Here is a 3,088-nt window from a genome sequence, read left to right as displayed (position 1 = left end):
GCCGCGCGACTTCATGCCGACGAAGCGGTTCTCGACCAGGTCGAGCCGGCCGACGCCGTTGTCGTGCCCGTACTGGTTCAGGGCCGTCAGCAGGGTCGCCGGGCTCATGGCCTCGCCGTTGATCGAGACCGCGTCGCCCTTCTCGAAGCCGATGGTGATGACGGTGGCCTTGTCCGGCGCGTCCTCGGGCGAGAGGGTGCGCTGGTGCACGAATTCGGGGGCCTCGACCGCCGGATCCTCCAGCACCTTGCCCTCGCTGGACGAGTGCAGAAGGTTGGCGTCGACGCTGAACGGGGCTTCGCCGCGCTTGTCCTTGGCGATCGGGATCTGGTGCTTCTCGGCGAAGTCGAGCAGGTGCTCGCGCGACCGGAACGACCACTCGCGCCACGGGGCCACGACGCGGATGTCGGGCTCCAGCGCATAATAGCCGAGCTCGAAGCGGACCTGGTCGTTGCCCTTGCCGGTGGCCCCGTGACAGACGGCGTCGGCGCCGACCATGCGGGCGATCTCGATCTGGCGCTTGGCGATCAGCGGCCGCGCGATCGAGGTGCCGAGCAGATACTGACCCTCGTACAGGGCGTTGGCCCGGAACATCGGGAAGACGTAGTCCCGCACGAACTCCTCGCGCAGGTCGTCGATGAAGATGTTCTCTTCCTTGATGCCGAGCTTGAGCGCCTTCTCGCGCGCCGGCGCCAGTTCCTCGCCCTGGCCGAGGTCGGCGGTGAAGGTCACCACCTCCGCCCCGTATTCGGTCTGCAGCCACTTGAGGATGATCGAGGTGTCGAGGCCGCCGGAATAGGCGAGCACGACCTTCTTCGGGGCGGGCAGGGTCATGGGGCGGGTCCTTCGGCGAACGCGGGGAGGCGTTTTCGGCGTATGCGCGCGCTTAAAGGACCAGACGCCCCGTGATGCAAGGGCGGGATTGGGGCGAAGTCACCCCCACGGCCCCGGGGCGCGCGAGGGGGTGGTCGGGACGCTGGTCGTGACCGGCCCCGGGGCGACCTCGGTAAACGCGGCGCGGCGCGGCGCCAGCCCCATCTGCGTTCCCAGCGCCAGCAGCGCCTTGACCCGGTTGCCGGTGTTCGGGTGGGTCGAGAACAGGTTGTCGGCGCCGCGGCCCGCCAGCGGATTGATGATGAACAGCTGGCCCGAGGCCGGATTGCGCTCGGCCGTCGGATTGTGGATGCGTCTGGCGTACGCCTCGATCTTCTCAAGGGCCGAGGCGAGCGACGCCGGGTCCTTCGCGATCTCGGCCCCGACCTTGTCGGCCTCGTATTCGCGCGTACGGCTGATGGCCATCTGCACCAGGCCGGCGGCCATCGGGGCGAGGATCATCAGGGCCAGCATGCCGACGATGCCGCCCGGCCGCTCGCGGTCCTCGCCGCCGCCGAAGAACATCGCGAAATTGGCCAGGGCGGCGATGGCGCCGGCGACGGTGGCGGTGACCGTCATGGTCAGGGTGTCGCGGTTCTTCACATGGGCCAGTTCGTGCGCCATGACGCCGCGGATTTCCTCGCGGGTCAGCATGTCGAGCAGGCCGGTGGTGGCGCAGACGGCGGCGTTCTCGGGGTTGCGGCCGGTGGCGAAGGCGTTGGGCTGGTCGTTGGGGATGATGGCCACCACCGGGCGCGGCAGGCCGGCGTCCCGCGCCATCTGCACCACGTCGCCGACATAGGCGCGCACCACCGCATTCGGATGGGTCTCGTCGACGGGCTGGGCCCGGTACATGCGCAGCACGATCTTGTCGGCGTTCCAGTAGCTGAACAGGTTCATGCCGCCGGCGAAGACCAGGGCGATCAGCATGCCGGTCGTCCCGCCGATCAGATAGCCGATGCCGACGAACAGGGCGGTCAGCGCGGCCAGCAGGGTGAAGGTCTTCAGATGGTTCATCGTCGAAGAAAACTCGGGTCGTCTCTGGCGCGGACCGCGCCGGGCGCTAACTTGTGCAGTCCCGGGCTCAGGCTCAAGGCAGGACCGCTGTGACCGATCATCCCACCTCTGATGGCCCCGCCGCGGAAACCCCGACGCCCGTCTTCAACGCCGACGTGCCCCACGCCACGCCGGAGCGGCCGCTGAGCGAGGCCGCGCGCCGGGCCCTGCTGGAAGCGGCCGAACGTCGCGCCTCGGGCGAGGCGGCGGCGCCGGCGACGGAGCACGGCGGTCCGCGCGGCCCCGAACCGACCCGCTACGGCGACTGGGAGAAGAAGGGCCTGGCCGTCGATTTCTGACGCCGGGCGGCGCGGACGAAGAACCCCGGCGGACGAACGGCGTTAACCCTGTCGCACAGGAGTTCGCCGCCATGATCCGCCCCGTCGCCGCCGCCGGCGCCCTCTTCGTCCTCGCCCTCGCCGGCGCGGCCTCGGCTCAGACCTGGGGCCAGCCGGTCTACGTCACCCCCTATGGCCACGTCGTCGGCGGCACGCCGCTGTCGGAGGTCGAGACCCGGTCCTATGTGAACACCGGCCGGTGGGCCGACGGCTATTCCGATCAGGCCTATGTCTATGTGCCCGCCCCGGTCCATGCCGCGCCCTATGGTCACGGCGGCCGGTACGGCTACGACAGCCGGTATGGCGACGGGCGCTACCGCTATCGGGATCACCGTCATCAGGGTCATGGCGGCGGATACGGTTCCGACCGCTACGGCTACGGCTACGGCTACGGCTACGGCGGTTACGAGCCGCGCCCGCGCCCGGGATATCGCGACCTCTGGGGCTACAACGACGATCGCCACCCCTCGGCCCGCGGCTGGTCGCGCGACCGGCGCGACCACCGGTACGACCGCGATTGCGGCTGCGGCGACGTCTATCTGTACGACCGCTGAAGCCGGAAAAGGTTAATTCCGACGCCGTCCGGGGAATGCGGAGCCCCTGTTTTCGCCCCCTCGGTGCATTCCGAACCCTTTTCTTTCCAGTGACTTAGAACGGCTCCAGCATCCGGAGTCCGTGTCATGCGCCTGTTAACCCTTTCCGCCGCCCTGGCCCTGCTCGCGGCCGGGCCGGCGCTCGCCGGCGACCCGCGCGGCGGCGGCCATTCCGGCGGCCCATGCTGCGCCCCGCCGCCGCCGCCTCCCCCGCCCTGCTGCAGCCAC

Annotated in this window: 4 protein-coding genes; 2 read left to right on the top strand and 2 right to left on the bottom strand. The window is 69.9% G+C overall.

The features are described 5' to 3' along the window. The coding region (locus tag VGD32_RS05890; RefSeq protein WP_331030972.1) for an argininosuccinate synthase at nucleotides 1-834 on the bottom strand (834 nt) is incomplete at its 3' end. A 99-nt stretch (nucleotides 835-933) separates the two neighbouring features. Further along, nucleotides 934-1,890, bottom strand: a complete 957-nt coding sequence (gene htpX, locus VGD32_RS05885) for a zinc metalloprotease HtpX (RefSeq protein ID WP_331030971.1) — start codon at nucleotides 1,888-1,890, stop codon at nucleotides 934-936. Between the two features lie 89 nt (nucleotides 1,891-1,979). Between htpX and VGD32_RS05880 the strand changes: the two genes are divergently transcribed. Both VGD32_RS05880 and VGD32_RS05875 read left to right on the top strand, forming a co-directional pair. Continuing rightward, nucleotides 1,980-2,228 (top strand): DUF1674 domain-containing protein, encoded by a 249-nt coding sequence (locus tag VGD32_RS05880; protein WP_331030970.1) that lies wholly within the window; start codon nucleotides 1,980-1,982, stop codon nucleotides 2,226-2,228. Between the two features lie 71 nt (nucleotides 2,229-2,299). Beyond that, a complete protein-coding gene (locus tag VGD32_RS05875) occupies nucleotides 2,300-2,821 on the top strand; it encodes a hypothetical protein (RefSeq protein ID WP_331030969.1) in 522 nt (173 codons plus the stop codon). The last annotated feature ends 267 nt before the right edge of the window (nucleotides 2,822-3,088 follow it).

The sequence above is a fragment of the Brevundimonas sp. genome, assembly GCF_036402095.1.
Lineage (GTDB): Bacteria > Pseudomonadota > Alphaproteobacteria > Caulobacterales > Caulobacteraceae > Brevundimonas.
This window is presented reverse-complemented; position numbering and strand designations above follow the sequence as displayed.